The sequence below is a fragment of the Streptococcus sp. Marseille-Q5112 genome (assembly GCF_916700555.1).
GTDB lineage: Bacteria > Bacillota > Bacilli > Lactobacillales > Streptococcaceae > Streptococcus > Streptococcus symci.
The window spans coordinates 1-22089 of sequence record NZ_CAKAKP010000005.1; the positions used below are offsets into that span (position 1 = coordinate 1).

Below are 22089 nucleotides of genomic sequence, written 5' to 3' on the forward strand. Positions count from 1 at the left end.
CCTTTATATTATCTACTAGACTATCTGTATACGTTACCATCGTCCGTTTTCGTGTCATACAATCGAAACACTAAATTATTTTTTACAGTAGGTATAAAATTGCTAGGGTCAAGAGACTTGCTAATAGCCCCACTCCCCAAAAGAAGAAGTCGACCTTCCACTCGCTCCAAGGACTTCCCTTACCAGACAATCCTCCAAGCTCAAAATGATGATGCACAGGCGTCATACGGAAAATACGTTTACCACCTGTCAGTTTAAAATAACTGACTTGCATCATGACCGAAGTTGTTTCAAAGACATAAACAATTCCGATAATCAAGAGAGTCCATTCTTGGTGGAGGGCCATAGAGATAGCTGCCAACATTCCACCTAGGGCCAAACTTCCCACATCCCCCATAAAGACTTTAGCAGGCTTATGGTTAAAGACGAAGAAACCAAGCAAACCACCAATCATGGCAAGAATCACTAGAAGGATATCCATCTGACCTTGCACATAGGCAATAACTCCATAGGCAGACAAGCTAATCACAACGGAAATACTAGCTAGACCGTCAATACCATCTGTCAAGTTGACTGCGTTTGAAAAGCCGACTAGCCAGAAAAGAGCGAAGATAATATAGAAAATCCCTAAATGCACTTGGTAGCCAAAGACAGAGAGCATATCGCCCCCACGCTCATAAAAAAGGTAGAAAATGACGCCACCTAGCAGCTGAAGAGCCAATTTCTGTTTGGGGTTTAGCCCCTCATTGATCTTTCGGAAGACCTTGAGAAAGTCATCTAAAAAACCAACCAAACCATACAAGACCAAAATAAACAAAACCATACCAACATTATTGGTCAATTGTTTTGAAAAAAGAGCGACGAGGAAACTCACCACAACTGCAGCAATGAGGAAAACAAGTCCCCCCATTGTAGGAGTCCCAGCTTTTGCCTGGTGCTGTTTGACATCCTCATGCATCTGCTGGCCTGTAATTTGCGCCTTTCTATAAAATTGGATAAAGGCCGGAATTCCTACTAAAGTTAGTAAAAATGTCACAATTCCAGCACTGATGGAACTAATCATGTTAATCTCCTAAAGTTAATTTAATTTTTTTAATGTTTTTGATAGCTGTATTGGTCCGAACGTCTTGCTTTTGGACGACGGAACCTGAACCTTCAAATTCTAGCTCAATATCCAACCATTTAGCAAAGGTCTCAGCAATCTCTTTTTTCCAGCCATACATATCTGGAATTTCTTCTACCTTATCCGATAAAAGGAGAACTTGTTGGTTTGGTGCAAGATTTTTTCCTTCTTCTACAGAAGTCTCTTTAATCTTTGTTCCAGTACCTACAACGATTGGTTGCACAATATTTCGGCGTAAGGCTTCCGCCAACTCACCAGGTGAAATATCCTTGATGCTAGGCATTGCATAAGAAGATTCTGTCGTAACTTTATCTAAATTTTTGGCTGGAGATTGAAGATTGAGAGATTCTTTCATAGCTGAAGCCCGCTCCAAGATTGGGGTGGCAAATTCTCCCAACTGGATACCTGAATAATGCTCAGGCTGTTGAACCGTTACATACAAGATAAAATCAGGATTTTCAGCAGGATTCATAGTCACAACTGAGAAAATATAATTGGTAGAACCAACCAAGTATCCTCCATTTTTCTCATCAGCGATTTGAGCCGTACCGGATTTAACTGCTACATTTTGTCCAGGAACTGTTATAATTGGCTTTCCTGTGTAGTGATTATACATAGTTCCATATAGAGGGTCCGTCCCAACTAAGATCATGTGATTTCGAGTTGTGCTTGCTGCCTCTTTGGAAACAGGATTTCCTACTATTTCTTTTTGTGACTTACGTACAGACTGATTGTTAGTATCATAAATAGCACTTATAAATTTTGGCTCCAGCATAACTCCATCATTAGCAATAGCTGTAAAGGCACGAAGCATTTGTGTTTGTGTCACTGAAATTCCTTGCCCAAATGAGCTTTGAGCAATACTAACAATATTATCAGCTGGAAGTTGACCAGCGTATTCATCTGTCAAGCCAAAGCGAGTTGGAACCCCAAATTTAAAGCGTTTTAGATAATCCAACCAAGTAGCATCTCCCATTTTTTGTTCAAGTAGACTCATTCCAACATTACTGGAGTGAGCGAAACCTTGTAAGAAAGTCATCATACTACCAGTAGTCAAACCTTCATTAACATCCCAATCTCGAGTCGTCGCATCCGCCATTTTAAATTCACTGCTATTGAAGTATTCTCCACTTGGGAAGGTATTATTATCAATAGAAGAAGCTAACGTCATAACCTTCATGCCTGATCCTGGTTCATAGTTACTTTGATAAAGAATATCACGCCAAACAAAGTCCTCAGTGATTCCTTCTTTAGTATCTGCATTAAAGGTAGGTCGTTGGGTGGTAGCGAGAATTTCACCGGTCTTTGCACTGACCAAGGTCGCGGTCATATACTTACCTTTTACTTTTTCTAGAAAGGCATCCATCTGAGTTTCCATGAAAGATTGTAGCGGACTAGACAATGTTGTATAAACATCCTTGCCATCCACAGTTTGTTGCGATACCAGTTCTGTACCTGGTACGATATTTCCTACACGGTCTTTTTCATAGGTAATAATACCGTCTGTCCCAGCAAGAATGGTATTTAAAGAACTCTCCAAACCAGAAGTCCCTAACAAACTCTTACTACCATCCTCATTTTCATGAAGTTGGGCTAAGCCAATAAAGCTAGAAGCAAATTGTCCATTTGGATAGCTTCTGTTAGGGCTAGTTGTAAAGTCAATCCCTTCCACACTAGCATCTTTCAAATCTTTTTTAATAGCCATCATATTGGCATATGTAATCCCATTTCCTTTTGCACCAAAGGAAACCTGGGTCAGATTTGGTTGAGCCAGTTGCTCTTTCACATAAGCCTCATCCATATCCAAATACTTATGGAAAATTTCTGCTACCTTATTAAACTGCGAATCCTCTACATAAAGAATTTTTCCCGTTGCTGACTTGTATTTTTTATCAATAACAGCATACACGTTATAAGAGGTCGCATCTTCAGCGATAGGCACTCCATTTCGGTCATAGATAGTCCCACGTTTGGCAGGAACTGTTCGGGTTGTTTGGTGAACCTTTTTAGCCTCTTTTACCAAGTCAGTACCAAATATATTACCTTTTGCGATAATATAAGCAAAATTGGCCAAAAAGAGGCCGAAAAGGGCAACAGCTAAAAAGCTGAGATACTTGCCAACTATCCTACGGTTTTTTGCTGGAGATTTACGATTTTTTATCGCAAATCGGGTTATTTTTTCTGTCCATTTCATATCTTACTCCGCTGTTCGGATATTTTCATTATTCAATTTCAAATCTTTTTTATCTGCAATTTCTTTCAAGCGCTCGGAACGAATCAATTCATTCACTTCCTGCTTAGCATCATCCAGCTCTGTCTTCTTTTCCTCTATCTGCGCATTGATTTTTGTTAAATCACTTTGCACTTGCAAGAGTCGTGTCTGCATAAAGATGATACTCACTGCTAAAACGAGAGCCGTAAAAGCGATGGAAAGATAAAAAGCCTTCTCCACACGTGAGAATTTTTTTATACGATTCTGCAAGAATTGACTGGTTGTTTCTTTCTTATCTACCATTTTTTCCTCTTACTTGTGAATTTTTCTGGCCACGCGCAACTTAGCTGAGTGCGAGCGGTTATTGGCTTCTAACTCCTCTGCACTTGGCAAGATTGGCTTACGGGATACCAATTCCATCTTGGGCTTAAGATCATCTGGGATGAAAGGCAAACCTTTTGGAACTTCCACTGTTGAAGCTTCCTTGAACAATTGCTTGGTCAAGCGGTCTTCCAAGGAATGGAAAGTAATCACTGAGATTCTACCATCTAGAGCCAACATCTCCATAGCCTGCTGGATGGACTCATCTGCCGCTCCCAGTTCATCATTGACTTCAATTCGAATAGCCTGGAAAATCTGCTTTGCAGGATGGCCCTTCTTCTTGAGCTCCTTGGCAGGTTTGGCCGACTTGATAATTTCTGCCAACTCCGTCGTTGTCTCGATTGGCTTGACTTCACGTGCTTGTTCAATCTTACGGGCTATTTGTTTAGAGAATTTGTCCTCTCCATACTTGAAGAAAATACGAACCAAATCATGATAGTCATAGTGGTTCACCACTTCATAGGCTGTCAGACTAGCGTCCTGATTCATCCGCATGTCCAGTGGCGCATCCTTTTTATAAGAAAAACCACGCTCACGCTGGTCCAATTGAGGACTAGACACTCCCAAGTCATAACAAATTCCATCAATTTCCTGAACACCAGCTTCGCGCAAACGTGCCTGTAAATGACGGAAATTATCCTTGATAAAAGTCACCATCCCCTTTTCAATGTAAGGTGCCAAACGTTTTTGCGCATTGTCAATGGCATTCTGGTCCTGGTCAAAGGCATAGAGATGGCCTTTTTCACTTAATTTGCTTAATAAATATTCGCTATGGCCTGCTCCACCCAAGGTCGCATCAACGTAGATACCCTCAGGCTTTACGTCGAGCATATCAATCGTTTCGTGGAGTAAGACCGTTACATGATGAAATTCTTTTGTCATATCTTATCTATTTTACCACAAATCTGACTAGCTTGCACTAGTCAGACAAATAGACCAAAAACAAGTAAGATTTCTTTAAGAAATATGTCAAATATGCTTGACATCTACTCCATAGAAGAATATAATATAGTCAAATATATACGACACAAATCAGAAAGGAGTCCAGATGAATCGTGTGAAAGAATTTCGCAAGGAACTGGGCATTTCCCAGCTCGAACTCGCCAAGGATATCGGTGTCTCGAGACAAACCATCAATATGATTGAAAACGACAAGTACAATCCAACCCTGGAACTCTGTCTCAATCTCGCCCGCAGCCTCCAAACTGATCTCAACAGTCTCTTTTGGGAGGAAGATTTTTAAAAAAGGAGCCAACTCATGAAAAAAGAAACCTTTACTGAAAAACTGATCAAACGCACATACGGTATTTCTGGTCCCCTTGACGAATACAAACGGCGTGAGGCCGATCGTATCGGTAACCAAGTCTTTATCATCCTCTTTTATCTGATGATTTTCGGAAATCTTATTCCACTCCTTCTGGCCTATAAATACCCTCAAGAAGTGGCTCTAATCTATCCTCCTCTGATTCTAGTGATTGCCCTCATCGCTGCTGGCTATGTCACCTACCAAATGAAAAAAACAGGGATTACAGCTATTGATCCAGATATGCTGAATGAGAAAGAAAGCAAGCAACTATACTACCCAGGTCTTAAAGCAGGTTTGTTCTTTGGTCTATGGATGTTTTTTATAACTCCTCTTCTCAGTATACTCATAGGTGAAGGTCAGGACTATTTTCATTCTCTCCTCACTATAAGAAATGGTGTATCAAGCATTCTCGGTTCTATCTTCTTCGGAGCAAGCATACAGTTCCTCATCTCCCGTCGCATTGCTAAAGCTAAGAAAAATCAAGATGAGGATTAGGAGGTGCCCTATGAAATCACTAATAACTTTACTTACCTATCATCTTTTGTTCAGTTCTCTGCTCATCTTCATCATCGTTACAGGGAACTTGCCAATCAGCGAGATACTCCTCCCTCTAGTCTTTATTCCAGTCTTCAACAAAAGACTGACTTATCTAAAGATTGACTCCCAAAAAACACGCATACTCAACTTAGCACTATACTTTATGATTCTATCCTTACCACAACTGACGCTCATTTCAAGCAATTGGAAATATTATTTACTGCTCACTATCGCTATCCTTTCTTCTATTACTTATCTTTATTATCTCTATCAATTTGTAAAAGAAAATCAGTAAAACCACTCATTTAGGAGGTTACTAGCATGAAAAAAGAAGACTTCACTACTCGCCTACTTCGAAATCTCTTTCACATCCAAGGCCCTTTTGATGAATGCCGACAAGAGATTATCTACAAGGCTTGTGCCCGTTCTATGGTTCAAATCGTTTATTCTTCCTTCTTCCTCTTCTTGTTTTATCTGTTATTTGGACGCTTCATAGAAGCCGTTCGCTATGCCATGCCCTACGTTTACTCTGGACTCATTTTTTTCATTACTTTAAAAACTCAAAGAGCCGTCAAAGAACTCCATCTTGAAAAAGATGACAAGTCAGAAATCATCCTCAAAACCTACAGCAAAGCCCAAATCAAATTTAGGAGTTGGATTGTGTTTATCGGTATTCAGATTGGTCTCTTTACCTTACTCATCTTTCATAAAGTCTTCGTTCAGCAGATGTCCCTTCCAGATTTTGTGAAGTTGCTCATGCAATTCGATAAAAGTGTTCCTTTACTGATGTATGGCCTGATTATCGGTAGCATTTTTGGAACTCTGACCTACGGATTTCTATCCCTACAGGAGGAAAAAACTCCTAAACATACCAACCAGAAGGAGAAAAGCAAACAATGACCTCAATCTACGATTTTTTAGTCTTAAACCAAGACAAGCAAGAAATCTCACTAGATGCCTATCGTGGGAAAGTTCTTTTGGTTGTCAACACTGCTACTGGATGTGGTTTAACGCCCCAGTACAAAGGGCTCCAAGAACTCTATAACCACTATCAAGACCAAGGTTTTGAGATTTTAGACTTCCCTTGCAATCAGTTTATGGGACAAGCACCAGGCAGTGCAGAGGAAATCAACAGCTTCTGTAGCCTACATTATCAAACCAGCTTCCCACGTTTTGCCAAGATCAAGGTCAACGGTAAGGAAGCAGATCCCCTCTATGTCTGGTTGAAAAACCAAAAATCTGGCCCACTAGGAAAACGAATCGAATGGAATTTCGCTAAGTTTCTCATCGGTCGAGATGGGCAAGTCTTTGAGCGCTTTTCTTCCAAAACAGACCCAAAACAAATTGAAGAGGCGATACGTAATCTACTCTAAATTTCGTTAAAATCCCTCCTTCTATGTTCCACAAAATAGCAGGAGGGATTTTCTTTAAAAAGTGAAAGAATTTCTTTAAATTAGGTTTACTTTCTCTATTGCATTTCTTGGAACAATTTAGTATATTTGTTATGTTAAGGTTTTTAGGTTATTTTAAAGATTAAGATAACAATTTTAATTTTTTTATTCTAAAATGAAAGCGCTTAAACAGAGGGGGTAATTAGTCTCAAACTATTGCACAAAATCTAACTATCGCTAAAGAAAATCGTTTCCAAGTCATACTTGGGCTCAGACAGTAGCTGACTGTCTTGATTCAAACTAGGAGTACATTATGAATCGATACCTTTTTGAAAAAGAGCAAACTTTTAGCATCAGAAAATTAACCGTTGGTGTTGCTTCGGTTATGGTTGGGCTTGCTTTTTTTGCATCTGGTACAGCACTAGCTGACGAAGCAAAAATTGAAGCTACAAGCTCTCAACCAAATGTAGAAAAATTGGCCGAAGTTGAAAAAACCAAACCAGAAGTCAAAAATGAAAGTCCTGTAATTTCTACACCTCAAGAGTCAGAGAAAGCAGAGAAAGCAGAAAAAACTGTTAAACCAGTAGAAGAGAAGACTGTAGCAGAAACTAAAACTACTGACTTGCTTCCTGAAGAAATCCACGATCAAGCTTATCCTGATGCACCCGTGAAAAACATAGATACTTCAGCAATCCTAGACAAGAAGGATAGTCCTAAAGTTGAGACAGAAAGCATTCTAAAAAACAAGGAAGAACTTCCAAAAGAAGCTGAAAATGGTAATCGTGCAATTATCAACGGTGGTCTAGATTTGAAGCACGTCCCTTATGAAGGACAACCTGCTACTGCTGCTAGTATGATTTACACTATTTACAATGGTGGTTCCCAACGCTATATCGTGTCTGGTTCTGGTATTTTTGTGGCACCAAATGTCATCTTGACTGTTGCCCACAACTTTTTAGAATCAAACCGTGATACAAAAGAAGGACATATTCGAGGCGGAGATTCTGCTAAGTTCTACTATAACCTCGGTTCTAATTCTGCTGTTCGCAATTCTCAGCCTGTAACGGGTAATACTACTCTATTCAAAGAAGAAGATATTCATTTTTGGAACAAGAAAGAATTTGGAAAAGGATATCAAAATGACTTGGCTGCTGTTGTAGCACCTGTTCCTCTTCAAATCGCTAGTCCAAATAAAGCTGCTACCTTTGTTCCTTTGGCAGAAAACAAAACCTATCAACCTGGGGACCCTGTTAGCACGATTGGATATCCAACTGATTCAAGCTCACCTGAGCTCAAAAAACCAATTGTAGCTGGTCAACTTTACAAGGCTGATGGTGTCGTGAAATCTGTTGATAATTATGATGATAAAGGCTCAAAAGGCATCACCTATCATATGACTTCTGTTTCAGGCCTTTCAGGTGCTGGTATTATCAACAGTGATGGTAAAGTAGTCGGTGTTCACCAACACGGCACAATTGAAAACGGCATCCCCGACAAAGACCGTTTCGGTGGTGGAATCGTCCTCTCACCTGAGCAAGTCAAATGGGTAAAAGATATTATCGCAAAATATGGCGTCAAAGGTTGGTACCAAGGTGATAATGGGAAACGATATTACTTTACTCCTGAAGGAGAAATGTTCAGAAATAAAACTGCTGTTATTGGTGAAAATCAATATTCTTTCGATGAAAATGGTGTTGCGACACTCATTAAAGGAATTGATTACGGACGTGTAGTTGTTCAACACGTAGATGAAACTGGTAATCCAATCAAAACTGATGATACTTTTGTTGAAAAAACTGAAGTTGGAACAGCTTTTGATTATGACTTCAAAAAAGAAATCGCTAAGACTGACTTCTATACAAAAAATCAAGAGAAATACCAGATCGTCTCTATTGATGGCGTCGAAATCAACAAACAACTCAAAGATGAGTGGACCTACAACGTCGTCAGCAAAACAGCTCCAGGAACACGGGTCATCAAGGTGGTTTATAAAGTGAATAAAGGTTCATTTGCCATTCATTATCGTTTGAAAGGCTCAGAGCAAGAATTAGCAGATGTTGTTACTGATAATAATGACGGAAAAGAATACGATGTTTCTTTTGTAAATACTTTTGAAGCAAAAGAAATCGCAGGCTACCGCGCGATCACTCCACGCTTAGAAGCCAGCATCCAGCACAAGGGTGTGAATGATGTCGTCTTTGAATACGAAAAAATCTCTGATAGCTCTAGTCCGACTTCAAATGTTTTACCTGCTGCTCATCCAGAAGATAAAGAAACAGAAATCGGAAATCACGGCCCCCTTCCAAGCAAGGCTCAACTTGATTATCACAAGGAAGAATTAGCTGCCTTCATCCACTATGGTATGAATACTTATACTAATTCTGAATGGGGACATGGAAATGAAGACCCTAAAAACTTCAATCCAACTAACTTAGATACAGATCAATGGATCCGTACTCTAAAGGAAACTGGCTTTAAACGCACCATTATGGTAGTGAAACACCACGATGGCTTCGTTATTTACCCATCTAAATATACAAATCATACCGTAGCTGCAAGTCCATGGAAAGATGGTAAGGGAGACCTTTTAGAAGAAGTTTCAAAATCAGCTACTAAATACGATATGAATATGGGGGTTTATCTATCTCCATGGGATGTTAATAGCCCTAAATATAAGGTAGCTACTCAAAAAGAATACAACGAATACTACCTCAATCAACTAAAAGAAATCCTTGGTAATCCAAAATACGGTAATAAGGGTAAATTTATCGAAGTTTGGATGGATGGAGCACGCGGTAGCGGTGCCCAAAAAGTAACCTACACTTTTGATGAGTGGTTCAAATACATCAAGGAAGCTGAAGGAGATATCGCTATCTTCTCTGCCGAACCAACAAGTATCCGTTGGATTGGAAATGAGCGTGGTATCGCCGGTGACCCTGTATGGCATAAGGTCAAGAAAGCAAACATCACCGAAAATGTTAAGAACGAATACCTTAACCACGGTGACCCTGACGGAGATATGTACTCTGTAGGGGAAGCAGATGTTTCCATCCGCTCTGGCTGGTTCTACCACGATAATCAGCAACCAAAATCCCTCAAAGAATTGATGGATATCTACTTCAAGTCTGTTGGTCGTGGAACGCCACTTCTTCTCAACATTCCACCAAACAAAGAAGGAAAATTCGCAGATGCTGATGTGGCTCGCTTGAAGGAATTCAAAGCAACCCTAGACCAAATGTATGCGACTGACTTTGCCAAAGGAGCGACTGTAACAGCAAGTTCTACTCGTCAGAACCACCTCTATAAAGAAAGTCACCTGACAGACGGCAAAGACGATACCAGCTGGGCGCTCTCAAATGATGCCACAACAGGTAGCTTCACAGTCGATTTGGGACAAAAGAGACGCTTTGACGTTGTCGAACTCAAGGAAGACATCGCTAAAGGTCAACGTATCTCTGGTTTCAAGATTGAAGTCGAAATCAACGGTCGCTGGGTAACTTACGGAGAAGGTTCAACTGTTGGTTACCGTCGCTTGATTCAAGGCAAGCCTGTAGAGGCACAAAAAATCCGTGTAACCATCACCGGAGCTCAAGCAACTCCAATCTTAACCAACTTCTCAGTCTACAAGACACCAAGTAGTATCGAAAAGACAGACGGCTACCCTCTTGGACTTGAATACCACTCAAATACAACAGCGGATACAGCCGGTACAACTTGGTACAATGAATCTGAAGGTGTTCGTGGCACTTCTATGTGGACCAATCAAAAAGATGCCAAAGTAAGCTATACTTTCACAGGAACCAAGGCTTATGTCGTCTCTACAGTTGACCCAGGTCATGGAGAAATGTCCGTCTACGTTGATGGCCAAAAAGTTGCGGATGTGCAAACTAAGAACACTAGCCGTAAACGCAGCCAAAAAGTATATGAAACAGACGATTTAGCACCTGGCCAACATACCATTACCCTTGTTAATAAAACAGGTGAACCAATTGCTACAGAAGGAATCTACACTCTAAACAATAACAGCAAGGGTATGTTTGAGCTTGAAGCAACTTCTTACGAAGTCGAAAAAGGAAAACCAGTCACTGTTAAAATTAAACGTGTTGGTGGAAGCAAGGGTACTGCTACTGTTCGCTTCATCACAGAACCTGGAACTGGGGTTCACGGTAAAGTTTACCAAGATACAACTCAAGATGTGACTTTTGAAGATGGAGAAACAGAAAAGACTGTTACCATCCCAACGATTGACTTTACAGAACAAGCCGACTCTATCTTTGACTTCAAAGCCAAGCTCACTTCTGTTTCTGATGGTGCTTTACTCGGTTTTGCTACCGATGCAACCATCCAAGTGATGAAAGCTGAATTGCTGATCAAGGATCAAACAAGTTATGATGACCAAGCTAGTCAGTTGGATTACAGTCCTGGCTGGCACCATGAAACCAATTCAGCAGACAAGTACCAAAAAACGGAGTCTTGGGCTTCCTTTGGTCGCTTAACTGATGAACAAAAGAAAAAGACAACTGTCACAGCCTACTTCTACGGTACTGGACTTGATATCAAGGGCTATGTTGATCCAAATCATGGTATCTACAAAGTCTTCCTAGATGGCAAAGAAGTTCCTTACCAAGATGGCATGGGAAATGCGTCGACTATTGAGGGCAAGAAATACTTTAGCGGTCACGCTACTCAACGCCAAGGCAATCAAACTCTGGTTAGCCTAAAAGGTCTTGATGAAAACTTGCACGCAGTCACCCTTCAACTAGATCCTGATCGAAACGATTTGTCTCGAAACATCGGTATCCAGGTGGATCAATTCATCACTCGTGGTGAAGGAAGCGAACTCTACAGCAAAACACAAATCCTTCAATCTCTCTCTAAATGGAAAGACGACTTATCTAACTTTGATCCAAGTGGTTTGAAAAATACAGCAACTGCACGTCAAGCATTTAAGTCTAATCTTGATAAACTCACTGCACAATTAAGTTCTGATACTGTAAATGTACAAGATGTGATGTCAACAGTCACTGCTTTGCAAGATATTCTTAGCAAAGACGAAAATTACCAAAAACCTGGAGACGAAACAAGTCCAGAACAACCGGTTGAACCAAAACAACCGGAACAGCCGGAAATCAATTATGATAAGGCTATGGCTAGCCTGACTGAAGCTATCGAGAAAAAAGTGGCTGAACTTGGTGCCAACAACGATGCTAAGAAGAAATTAGTTGAAATTACTGACAAAGCAATCGCAGCTATTCAAGAGGCTAAGACTCAAGAAGACGTCAACAAAGCCCTCAATAACGCTCTTGAACAAATCAAGCAATTGCAACCTAGCCAACCAGAACAACCAGTTGAACCAAAACAACCGGAACAGCCGGAAATCAATTATGATAAGGCTATGGCTAGCCTGACTGAAGCTATCGAGAAAAAAGTGGCTGAACTTGGTGCTAACAACGATGCTAAGAAAAAATTAGTTGAAATTACTGACAAAGCAATCGCAGCTATTCAAGAGGCTAAAACTCAAGAAGACGTCAATAAAGCTCTCAATAACGCTCTTGAACAAATCAAGCAATTGCAACCTAGCCAACCAGAACAACCGGTTGAACCGAAACAACCTGAACAGCCTAAAATCAATTATGATAAGGCTATGGCTAGCTTGACTGAAGCTATCGAGAAAAAAGTGGCTGAGCTTGGTGCCAACAACGATGCTAAGAAGAAATTAGTTGAAATTACTGACAAAGCAATCGCAGCTATTCAAGAGGCTAAGACTCCAGAAGACGTCAATAAAGCCCTCAACAACGCTCTTGAACAAATCAAGCAATTGCAACCTAGCCAACCAGAACAACCAGTTGAACCAAAACAGCCTGAAAAACCAATTACTTCTTCAAGTCCTGAAGAAGGAGTTAAAGAGCTTACCTTCCAACTCCCAAGTTTGGATATTGTTAAGAAGGCAGTACCATTCAAGACTATCCGTCGAGAAAATCCACAATTAGACAAAGGGAAAGAACAAGTTCTAGCAGAAGGGAAAGATGGTGCTATAATCGAGTATGCCGAAGTAGATGGCAGCAATCGTAAGGTAGTTCAAACTGAATCAACTCCAGCTCTAGACCGAGTGATTGAAGTTGGGACTAAACAAAGTTCTGTAGGAACAGATACTCCACCAGTTGTGACTCTCCCTGAGTACCTTCTACCAAAAGAACCTGAAAAACCAATTACTTCTTCAAGTCCTGAAGAGGGAGTTAAGGACCTTGTCTTTAAACTTCCAAGTTTGGATATTGTCAAGAAGGCAGTACCATTCAAGACTATCCGTCATGAAAATCCAAACTTAGATAAAGGAAAAGAGAAAGTTCTAGCAGAAGGGAAAGATGGTGCTATAATCCAGTATGTCGAAGTAGATGGCAGCAATCGTAAGGTAGTTCAAACTGAGTCAACTCCAGCTCTAGACAGAGTGATTGAAGTCGGGACTAAACAAAGTTCTATAGGAACAGAGGCGCCACCAGTTGTGACTCTCCCTGAATATGTTCTACCTAGAGAAACTGAAAAACCAGCTCCTGCAGTTGTAACAGAAGATTCACCAAGAAAAGATGAAAAAGCACCTGTTGCTACTACAGCTAAACAAGACAAGGAAAAACAACTCCCAGAAACTGGAGAGCAAGAAGCAAATGCCTTCTTATTCTTGGCTGCTATTACTTCAGTATTGTCTCTACTCATCTTCCAAAAGAATTTCAAAGACTAATTAAAATCTTTACTTAATTCTTTTCAATGATTCTAGTTCCCCCAAGAGAAGACCAGCCGGTCTTCTCTTTTTCTATCTACAAATTAAAAAGCATCCATAAATTTCTATGGATATCTTAGTATATATAAAACAGAATGATTACTTGGGATAAGTATTTTCAAATTCAACAACAATTTCAAGTAAACGATTATCTAAAAAAGATAGGGCTTCTTGTCCGATTTCATCAGAAAGACCATAATAAGCTTCTTCAAGTCCTCTTCAGATAGCTGCAATGGGGTACACCAAAAAACGAGTTCATCTCCTACCAAATCTACTGGCCACTATTTTTAATCCCAGCATATACATAGGTCCTATTTCTAGGACACGCTTTTTCCGTTACCACCCTAAAATAAAAACGATGCTCCCGCCCATCCTTGGCATTTTCCTTGTTTAAAACAAAGTAGTTTTTCTGATTCATCGCCATGGTTCGTAGGATGTCATCAATCAAGAAAGTCAAGGGTACGTTTATGGCAGAGTATTTTTGAAAATCCTCTTCAAAATGAATATAGTTATCTGAAAAGTAATCCATCTGCAGTTTGTTTTCATACAGCTCTTTTCTAGTCATAAACTCCCTCCTCCCACAGCCGAATTTCGAGGATATCTGCAACCTCTATCAACCTATATCCCTCGCTTGTCCTAATAGATAGAGTCTGAGGCGATAACTCTCTCACCACACCGATGATAGTGGTTTTCTGCTTCTTTTCCTTTAGCACAAAACTTCCCCTAAGTTGGCCAACATAAAGCTGAGAAAGCAAGTGCAACTTCTCATCTGGAGTCAAATCCGTCGAAAAATCAACACGGCTTTTTTCTTCACTGAGCGAACTGGTGTGTTCTGAAAGGTAAAATCCCATCCACTTCTGCATACCTGGATCTTGATAATCTCGCGCGGATTGAAAAGGTAAATAAGAACGATCAATCATTGTAATCCATCTAATCCTCCAGCAGAATGTCCCCCAATCAGCTTGCTTCTGGCAAGACTCCTAGAGGCTTCTTCCAGTGCATTTGCTCTTAAAAGGGAAGTGAAACCAAATTGTTCCCGAATGGAGTCAATGACCGTCTGGATCCTTTCTTCTTTTTCTAACTTGTCAACATCATCAAAGAGGGAAATCAATCCAAAGGATTCGTCTACAAAGCCTGAATAGTTTACTCCGACACTTCTGACTGCTCCAGAAGTGTATTTGTTATGAAATAACTTCAAAACATAATCCGTTAAGACAGCTGTATTATTGGTCGGTTCGATCTTCATTTGTGTGTGAATAGACGACCTAAACTCCTGTTTAGAGAAACCGACATAGATAGAGACAAGGGTTGTTTTCTTTCCAGACCTTCTCAGTCTAATAGCCACCTGCTCCGCCATTTCTCGGAGAATAATTTCAATATCCCGTAGCTTCACGTAGTCTCTCGGCAAGATTTGAGAATTCCCCAAGCCCTTGGATTTGGCTTTATAGGGCTTATGAACATTGCTCTCATCAATTCCGTTAGCATGAAACCACAAACGAAGACCAGCCTGCCCCAGAGCTTTCTTTAGCTGGTCGGGATCGCTGGTTGCCAATTCCTTGATGGAAAAAATCCCCAGAGCATGCAAGCGTTTCTCCATCTGCCTGCCAATTCCCCAAAAGTCGGTCATCTTGGGAATGGACCAGACCTTCTCTTCCACATCCTGGTAAGACCAGTTGGCCCTCATGGTCGGAGTGTGCTTAGCCTCATTATCCAGAGCCAACTTGGCCAGTAAAGGATTGGCATTTGACATACCTACTGTAGAGTAGATCCCTGTCTGCCTCCAAATATCCCTCTGAATACGAGCAGAAAGCATATCCAGCTTGTCTTTGCGAGAGAGACTCTTGTCTGAAATGAAATAATTAAGCGAACTAGTCAGGTCAATAAAGCCCTCATCGATAGAGTAGGGATAAATATCATCTGGACTGCCATAGTTTTGAAAGATTCGCTGAATTTCCATATTGACTGCAATGTACTCGTCCATTCGAGGAGGGACAATCAAGGTAACTTGAGCCCAATCTTCGATGTAGCGAACATAGTCTGAGTCGGTAGGTAGCCCTTGCTTTCGAGCATTGTAATAGGAAAATTTTCGCGTTTTGATATCAAAGGGCAGATCATAGGCCCGACCAACATTTGACTTGCCAAAAATCTTCTTAAACAGGGGAGAGGAGGCTAGGATAAGACCAGTTGAATTATCCGCGCGACTCATGACACAAAGCGAGGTTTTCAGCGGATGTAAGCCCCGTTTCACGCACTCAACACTGGCATAAAAGGATTTCATATCGACAAAGGCAATGTCACTTTTGGGCTCTCTGGAATAATCAAAGTAGCCCATTGACTAGCCCTCCATCGGCACAAAGTTCCCAACGATAATCCCCACAATTCGAGGATCTTCCTCATAGGAGATGAAAATATCCTTGTATTTAGGATTGATAGAGACCAGACGCAAGCCATCTTCCTCACGATAAACCCGCTTGATATAGGTCTGATTGTTACAAACCACTGCATAAACCGCCCCGTCATAGTCAAATCCTGTCTCTCGAATCAGAGCTACTGAACCATTTTGGTATTTAGGTTCCATGGAGTCCCCAGACACCCATGACGCAAAATCATGAGCCAACTCCTCATTAAAGTAAACCGTATCAAAATTCTGATCATCGTAGACCGAAGCCCCAATCCCTGCTGACATGCGTTCATAAACACGGTACTCGTAGAGGCGCTCTGGCATGGGAGCCACTTTCTGAGCCTGTTCTTCTTGAGCCAGGTTGCGAGCATAGAGAACAACCTTGTCCTGCCCTTGCTTGGAGAGGCTATGGTAGAGACGGACAATCTCGATCTGAGTAAAATATCCTTTGGATACCTTTAAAATGTTCTCTAACTGGGACACCTTCTCCTTAGACGGTTCTTTGATTCCACGTTCCCAAGCTGAGTAAGCCTGGAAACTAATCCCAAGTTTCTCTGCAATTTCCCTCTGTGTCAGTTTTAGCTCTTTCCTCCGAGCCTTTAATTTTTCTGGCTGATACATACTTCACCTCCTATTATGATGCTTTAATGGACATTATCTCCCTTAGAAAGACTAATCTATGCTTGAATCCATATTTTTAAAACTCAACCAATACGGTTTAGTTTTATTATATAAAAAAAGTGGACGGTTGTCTACTAGGAATATCTATTTCTGCTACACACTTAATAGTGGTATTGACCTTGTTCTATATATGTGCTAGAATTATTGTTATATATTCAATGAAAGGCTTTACACAATATGTTTCCATTCATGCCAGCAGCACGAGCAAAAACTGTTTTTGATATCCCCTATCAAAGATTATATCAACTTGGTTTTAAAGGATTAATTTTTGATATCGATCAAACTCTTGTGATGCATGGCGCCCCTGCTACAGAACAAGTTATTGAACTATTTCAAAATCTCAAAGCCATTGGTTTTCAAATTTTTCTTTTATCAAACAACGATGAAGAAAGAATATCAGAATTTAATCAACACTTATCTGTGCCTTTTATTCCTCTTTCTGACAAACCAAATCCTAAGAACTTTAAAAAAGCTCTTGACATGATGCAGCTAAAACCATTTGAAACAGTTATGATTGGAGATCAACTTTTTACAGATGTGCTCGGAGCTAGTCGTGCAAATATCTCCACTATCTTAGTTGATTTTTTATATGATCCTAAAGAAGGCGGAATTGGTAAAAAACGATGGGTTGAAAAATTAATACTTCATACTTACCCATTTTTGAGACAAAAAAATAAAAATTTAGATGTGATCAAAAAGGAGAAACAACATGGTTTTTTGGAATAAGGATCTATTATTTTGTGAAATTAGTCCTACAACATATAAAATCTCTTTAAAAAAAGAAAATCTAAAACGACATATCCAGAACTTTAAACAAGGAAAAAAATTCTCTAAGATTCGTCAAGAAAAGATATTACCCAACTTAGTTTCATCATATTCTACCCAACTGATAAAACATGGTCCTGGAATTGATATTAATCTTCAAAAAGGAAAAGCTACCAACATACAGATTGCTAGTAAAAATCTAAATAACATTATCATTCATCCAGGAGAAGAATTTTCTTTTTGGAGTTTAGTTGGTAATACAACTAAGAAAAAAGGATACCAGGAAGGGCGAGTTATTGTTAATGGTAAAGTAGAACCTGATATTGGCGGCGGGCTATGTAATTTAGCTAACTTGCTTCATCTTTTAATTGTTCATAGTCCTATGGAAATTACAGAATTTCATTCTCACTCTGATGCATTAGACCCTGATAAGGGGACTCGGAAACCATTTGCGAATGGAACTTCTGTACAATATAATCATCAGGACTATCGTTTTAAAAATAATACTGACCAACTTATTCAATTGAGAACATGGACTGAAAATGAAATTCTCTTCGGGGAATTAAGAAGTGAATCACAATTTCCGTTCACTTATCAGATAGTTGAAGAAAATCATCATTTCAAAAAAGAAGGCAATTATTACTATCGCAACTCCATGATTTATCGTGAAAAACTTGATAGAATAACTGAACAAACTTTGGAAAAAGAGCTTATTTTGAAAAATCATTCAAAAGTCATGTACGATCCGAAACTCATTCCTAAAGAAATGATTAGACAGTAACCTAAGTACTTTTATTTTTAAGAAAAAGAACTTAGAATTAACATCAAAAGGAACATTTATGAACTCACCTAAATTAATTGTTATGCTGACGCATAATGATCACACAATTGAAAATGCACGAGAAATCTTCGAATCATGTAAGAACACCAAAGCCGAATTTTGGGGATTTAAAGAAAAACCGCTTCCAATTTCGGAAATGAAGTCTTTATTTTCAGAAATGAAATCTTACGGTAAAACTACTTTTCTTGAAGTTGTGGAATACGATGAAGAGAATGGTCTTCAAGGTGCACGAATTGCAAAAGAATGCGGATGCGATGTTTTAATGGGGACTGTCTACTTTGATTCAATCAACGAGTTTTGTAAAGAGAATAACATAAAGTACATGCCATTCGTAGGAGAAATTAAAGAGCGTCCATCTATTTTGGAAGGTACTATAGAAAATATGATTTCTCAGGCGAAAGAATACTTAAAAAAAGGGGTCTATGGCTTTGACTTACTAGGTTACCGTTATACTGGCGACCCCTTGGAGCTAAATAATGCTTTTACTCAAGCCATACAAGCTCCCGTCTGTTTGGCCGGAAGTATTGATTGTTATGAACGGTTGAATGAAGTAATTGATACAAATCCTTGGGCATTTACAATCGGAAGTGCATTTTTTGAAAAAAAATTTGGTACAGAAATTCACGAACAGATTAATAATGTTTGTAATTATATAGAGAAATAAGGTAAAGTATACTTTGAAATTAATATGCTCTCCTATATCAAATAAATTTTACTTTTATATCAACAAACTACTCTCAAAAAGTGAGACTTTTAATCTCACTTTTTGAGAGTAGTTTGTATTTTGACTATCACTTTAGTAAATATTCAGCAAAAGATATTATAACTTTTATACTAAAAATAAGATCGAGCATTTTTAAAAATATGTATTAAAAATATTTCATGTTTCTGCTGTAAAAATCAATGGTGGAAATTCTTGATTTTTTATCAAAAAAAGACATCCAAGAGAAAACTCTTGAATGTCTGTAAACGTTGATATAATCGGTTCGATTAACGTTTTGAGGCAACTGACTTTGTCAGATTGCAGCCCTCATTTGTAAGCGACTAAAGTCGCAACAACTGTGTCAATTGCCCCAATTTAGTAAGAAAGTACAAAAAGAACACCCCGAAAGGTGCTCTTTGTAAGTATAGTAATTCTCTCGAATTAACGTTTACTAAATTGTGATGCTTTACGAGCTTTCTTAAGACCTGGTTTGAGAGAGAAGCATTTCACTATAAATTAAAATCATTCTATTAAAGCATTTTGTAAGACTACTATACCTTAAAAATTTGAAATTTTTTTTACTATAATTGATTGAAAAAGGGAAATATGTATCCTATAATACATTAATTAATCTCAAATAACAAATCTCTCCTCTCACTATCTATTCCTCCATAAGTTTACTTTACTTCATTATTACCTTAAAATAAATAGATATTTTCATTTTCCAATATCACTTTAATACTACTTAACTCCTTTTTAATTTTTTGTTTATTTTCTTCTTTAAAATAAAAAAGTGATACTGACTTATTAGGGTAAGTACATAATAGCAATCTAACAATAAAATATCTATCTAGACTAAAATTACGTCGGATTCCATCATTTCCCAGCTTCAGAAATTCTTCATAAATATTTTCGTCAAATGGTTTAAATATTGAATCCCACATCCATTTAATAAAACCTTCAAAAATAAAATGATTCACATTTGAATTATTACATAACTTACATAAAAATTCTGAGTATTTTATGTTTTCAATATCTCCTATCAAATTTCGACTATAAATAGAAGTTTTCCATATTTTAAATTCTTCAATTTTCATTACTTCCTTACCAGATCGTTCTGAATAAGCTAAACAGAAAGTCAATACTAAAATAATATCCTCTAATTTCATAAACATCAAAAGATAGTCTAAAGCATTATCATTCATCAAATCTTCGCTATATTCTCCACTCAATAAAATATTTTTACTACAATTAACTCGTTCATTCTTGAGATATTCTGGCATGTATTTATAACTCATCATTTTTGAGAATGAATTAATAAAATCGTTATCCTTATACTTCCTATCAATAGTCTGTAAAAAAAGAATTGAAAAAATAGATGAAAAATATTTGCTATTTTCTCCTTTTTTATCAATCTCATTCAAAACATTCAATAAACCCACCACATCTTTAGGATTTTTCAGCTGATTTAAAAAGTTAATATCCTCTACTCTTTCTCTCATTACTAAATATATCCTATAAATACAATAATTTCTTTTTAGATTATCTTGATCTAATTTATGAATTCCAAACGGCAATCGAAAACCTTTTATATCTTCATTGCAGATTTGCCAAAATATATCTTGATAATCTTCGCTCTCATAAAAGTCATTTTCTATATCAAGCAATTTCCATAAATCTGTTATTGCAAGATTTAGAATTTCTGTAGGCATTACCTTTAAATAATCCAAGATATCCCACTTGAAAATATAATACCTGTAAATAAAATCTAGAGTTTTTTTAAGCAAAAAAGTATGGATTCTATACTTTATTCTTTTCTTTTTTTCAGTCTCACTATATTTCTTTATTTTTTTTCTTAAAATTTTTATCTTTTTTAATTCACAATTAAATGCAAAACTATAAAACTTGTGTAATTCCTCTTCATTTGAACAAACTTCCGTACTTCTATTTATAATGTAATCGATTAAGAATTCGATTTTTAATCGTAATTCATCATCCAATCCAATAATAGCTTTAAAATTAAAAATATTATTAAATTGTTTTTTAAAATAATTTTCAATTTCTTTTCCTATTTTTATTTTTTCATATAAATCAGTAGTCTTATATAAATAACTTTGTGAAAAAGTTTTACTCGACAATGCTACTGATTCTATCAAAAGCGCTGTACAATAAGTTGAAACGATTACAAAGCTAGAAAGCCAAATCACTTTGATATATTCGATATTTTCATTCATACTATTAAATACTTTATTAAATATTTCGATATTGAATTCTAACTTTGAACAGATAACAATTATTGGAAAACCAGCTATTATCCAAAATAGAAGGCTTACAGGAAGTTCATTAAATCTTTTTAACCAGAAATTATCATGGAATTTTAACTTTTTAATATTATAACCTAAATAGAAATTATCTTTATTATCTATATCAACTGTCTGTTTCTCTAGAAAATTTGATATAAATATCATTATTGATACTAGACCAGCTGACATCAAAAACATGTCTTTACCAGTTAATTGAATCGAGATATTTCCCATTATTAAGCCTGATAATAACACTATCATCCAAATCGAAATATTTTTAATTGGATGTATTACAATTCCAAGAATAAAGAAAAATAACTTGGAAATTTCTCTTAAACAAAATGATAGCGCTGCTAATAATTTATAAAATAAAATACCCTTCATACTTTACTATCCCCCTAAAGAACTATTTATTTGCTACTGATATTAAATGAGTATTCATGAAAAACAAAAACTACTATTTATAAGTCTGAGAAACCATCACCTTTATTATATCATAGCAAACATATGTTATTTGAATTAAATCTACAAACTCATAAAAGTGTAACTATTATACTTAGGTTTCCGAAAAATAATTATTTTCGGAGAGTAATGACTTCTCATTAAATCATAGGTCGCATTTTACTTTATAATACTTTTGAATGACTTAATTTATCATTAGTCCTCTCCCTTC

Annotated in this window: 18 protein-coding genes; 9 read left to right on the top strand and 9 right to left on the bottom strand. The window is 37.8% G+C overall.

What is annotated here, in order from left to right; translation table 11 throughout:
• Nucleotides 1-82: 82 nt before the first annotated feature.
• From mraY to rsmH, 4 genes are read right to left on the bottom strand one after another with little or no spacing between them, the layout of a single operon-like run.
• On the bottom strand, nucleotides 83-1063 hold the full coding sequence (gene mraY / locus LG372_RS04580) for a phospho-N-acetylmuramoyl-pentapeptide-transferase (RefSeq protein WP_061590473.1): 981 nt from the start codon (nucleotides 1061-1063) through the stop codon (nucleotides 83-85).
• A 1-nt stretch (nucleotide 1064) separates the two neighbouring features.
• Complete coding sequence (gene pbp2X, locus LG372_RS04585) at nucleotides 1065-3317, bottom strand: penicillin-binding protein PBP2X (RefSeq protein ID WP_225742231.1); 2253 nt, start codon at nucleotides 3315-3317, stop codon at nucleotides 1065-1067.
• Nucleotides 3318-3320: 3 nt separating this feature from the next.
• Complete coding sequence (ftsL, locus tag LG372_RS04590; protein WP_000227824.1) at nucleotides 3321-3638, bottom strand: cell division protein FtsL; 318 nt, start codon at nucleotides 3636-3638, stop codon at nucleotides 3321-3323.
• 9 nt (nucleotides 3639-3647) lie between these two features.
• Entirely contained in the window at nucleotides 3648-4598 is a 951-nt protein-coding gene (gene rsmH, locus LG372_RS04595) for a 16S rRNA (cytosine(1402)-N(4))-methyltransferase RsmH (RefSeq protein ID WP_225742232.1), read from the bottom strand.
• Nucleotides 4599-4764: 166 nt separating this feature from the next.
• On the opposite strand from rsmH, the gene LG372_RS04600 reads away from it, so the two are divergent.
• The 6 genes from LG372_RS04600 (at nucleotide 4765) to LG372_RS04625 (ending at nucleotide 13683) form a co-directional block, all read left to right on the top strand.
• A complete protein-coding gene (locus LG372_RS04600; RefSeq protein ID WP_001082472.1) occupies nucleotides 4765-4959 on the top strand; it encodes a helix-turn-helix transcriptional regulator in 195 nt (64 codons plus the stop codon).
• A gap of 15 nt (nucleotides 4960-4974) precedes the next feature.
• Complete coding sequence (locus tag LG372_RS04605; protein ID WP_004269900.1) at nucleotides 4975-5517, top strand: DUF3278 domain-containing protein; 543 nt, start codon at nucleotides 4975-4977, stop codon at nucleotides 5515-5517.
• Nucleotides 5518-5527: 10 nt separating this feature from the next.
• On the top strand, nucleotides 5528-5854 hold the full coding sequence (locus tag LG372_RS04610) for a hypothetical protein (protein ID WP_125430875.1): 327 nt from the start codon (nucleotides 5528-5530) through the stop codon (nucleotides 5852-5854).
• Nucleotides 5855-5880: 26 nt separating this feature from the next.
• Nucleotides 5881-6459 carry a DUF3278 domain-containing protein gene (locus tag LG372_RS04615; protein ID WP_125430878.1) on the top strand — a complete coding sequence of 193 codons (579 nt, stop codon included), beginning with the start codon at nucleotides 5881-5883 and terminating at the stop codon, nucleotides 6457-6459.
• Complete coding sequence (locus LG372_RS04620) at nucleotides 6456-6932, top strand: glutathione peroxidase (RefSeq protein ID WP_225742233.1); 477 nt, start codon at nucleotides 6456-6458, stop codon at nucleotides 6930-6932. The genes LG372_RS04615 and LG372_RS04620 overlap by 4 nt, the downstream gene beginning before the upstream one ends.
• Before the next feature lie 331 nt (nucleotides 6933-7263).
• The gene (locus tag LG372_RS04625) at nucleotides 7264-13683 is read left to right on the top strand and encodes an alpha-L-fucosidase (RefSeq protein ID WP_225742234.1); all 6420 of its coding nucleotides are present in this window, start codon (nucleotides 7264-7266) and stop codon (nucleotides 13681-13683) included.
• A gap of 310 nt (nucleotides 13684-13993) precedes the next feature.
• Here LG372_RS04625 and LG372_RS04630 read toward each other — a convergent pair whose 3' ends face one another.
• From LG372_RS04630 to LG372_RS04645, 4 genes are read right to left on the bottom strand one after another with little or no spacing between them, the layout of a single operon-like run.
• Nucleotides 13994-14287 (bottom strand): DUF5960 family protein, encoded by a 294-nt coding sequence (locus LG372_RS04630; protein ID WP_225742235.1) that lies wholly within the window; start codon nucleotides 14285-14287, stop codon nucleotides 13994-13996.
• Complete coding sequence (locus tag LG372_RS04635) at nucleotides 14280-14642, bottom strand: hypothetical protein (protein WP_049486633.1); 363 nt, start codon at nucleotides 14640-14642, stop codon at nucleotides 14280-14282. Before LG372_RS04635 ends, LG372_RS04630 begins: the two co-directional genes overlap by 8 nt.
• Nucleotides 14639-16054, bottom strand: coding sequence for a Y-family DNA polymerase (locus tag LG372_RS04640; RefSeq protein ID WP_225742236.1), 1416 nt, complete (start codon nucleotides 16052-16054; stop codon nucleotides 14639-14641). Before LG372_RS04640 ends, LG372_RS04635 begins: the two co-directional genes overlap by 4 nt.
• 3 nt (nucleotides 16055-16057) lie before the next feature.
• Nucleotides 16058-16744 (bottom strand): XRE family transcriptional regulator, encoded by a 687-nt coding sequence (locus LG372_RS04645; protein WP_225742237.1) that lies wholly within the window; start codon nucleotides 16742-16744, stop codon nucleotides 16058-16060.
• 237 nt (nucleotides 16745-16981) lie between these two features.
• Here LG372_RS04645 and LG372_RS04650 point away from each other — a divergent pair, with 237 nt between their 5' ends.
• From LG372_RS04650 to LG372_RS04660, 3 genes are read left to right on the top strand one after another with little or no spacing between them, the layout of a single operon-like run.
• Nucleotides 16982-17530: a YqeG family HAD IIIA-type phosphatase gene (locus LG372_RS04650; protein WP_049509859.1), complete on the top strand. Its 549-nt coding sequence runs from the start codon at nucleotides 16982-16984 to the stop codon at nucleotides 17528-17530.
• Entirely contained in the window at nucleotides 17514-18350 is an 837-nt protein-coding gene (locus LG372_RS04655; protein WP_049486647.1) for a VanW family protein, read from the top strand. Before LG372_RS04650 ends, LG372_RS04655 begins: the two co-directional genes overlap by 17 nt.
• A gap of 58 nt (nucleotides 18351-18408) precedes the next feature.
• Nucleotides 18409-19074, top strand: coding sequence for a hypothetical protein (locus tag LG372_RS04660; RefSeq protein ID WP_049486648.1), 666 nt, complete (start codon nucleotides 18409-18411; stop codon nucleotides 19072-19074).
• A gap of 737 nt (nucleotides 19075-19811) precedes the next feature.
• Here the strand turns inward: LG372_RS04660 and LG372_RS04665 are convergent.
• Nucleotides 19812-21800, bottom strand: a complete 1989-nt coding sequence (locus LG372_RS04665; RefSeq protein ID WP_225742239.1) for a hypothetical protein — start codon at nucleotides 21798-21800, stop codon at nucleotides 19812-19814.
• Nucleotides 21801-22089 lie beyond the last annotated feature (289 nt).